The organism is Alcanivorax sp. HI0044 (assembly GCF_001634945.1).
Genome location: NZ_LWEZ01000804.1, coordinates 1 through 538, shown reverse-complemented (window position 1 = coordinate 538; position 538 = coordinate 1). Strand labels below are relative to the sequence as shown.

The 538-nt window shown below is 58.2% G+C and carries 1 protein-coding gene; it reads left to right on the top strand.

Features of this window, described 5'->3' with window-relative positions:
- Nucleotides 1-406, top strand: a 406-nt coding sequence (locus A3730_RS09615; protein ID WP_063537993.1) for a zinc finger domain-containing protein, incomplete at its 5' end; no start/stop codon positions are given.
- Nucleotides 407-538: the final 132 nt, after the last annotated feature.

The following is a 538-nucleotide window of genomic DNA, read 5'->3' as shown; positions in this document are numbered from 1 at the left end:
TATGGGCCGGGTGTTCTGGGACAAGGTGCAGGACGCCAAGCAGGCAGTGAACAAGGCCATCGAAGGGGCCCGTGCTGCCAAGTTGATCAAGGGTAGCCTGAGCGCTGAGGTGGTGCTGTTTGTGGACTCTGAGCAGAGTGCGTTGTTACAGCGTCTGGGCGATGAATTGCGTTTTGTCACCATTACTTCTGCCGCTGTGCTCAAGCCATTGGCAGAAGCCCCGGCAGAGTTGGAAGACACTGCTGTGGCGGGATTGAAAGTACAGGTGCTGGCCTCGGATCACAGCAAGTGTGCTCGCTGCTGGCATCACCAGCCGGACGTAGGTAGCCACGCTGATCATCCGGAGCTGTGTGGGCGCTGTATCACCAATGTGGATGGTGACGGCGAGGTGCGACACTATGCCTGATAATACGTCGAGTGCCGGACGCCAGATGCCGGACAGTGCAAAAAAACGGCTGCCTGGCCAGCTATCCTGGTTATGGCTGACGGCGCTGATTATCGCGCTGGACCAATGGACCAAGCATGAAGTGGTGGCGGT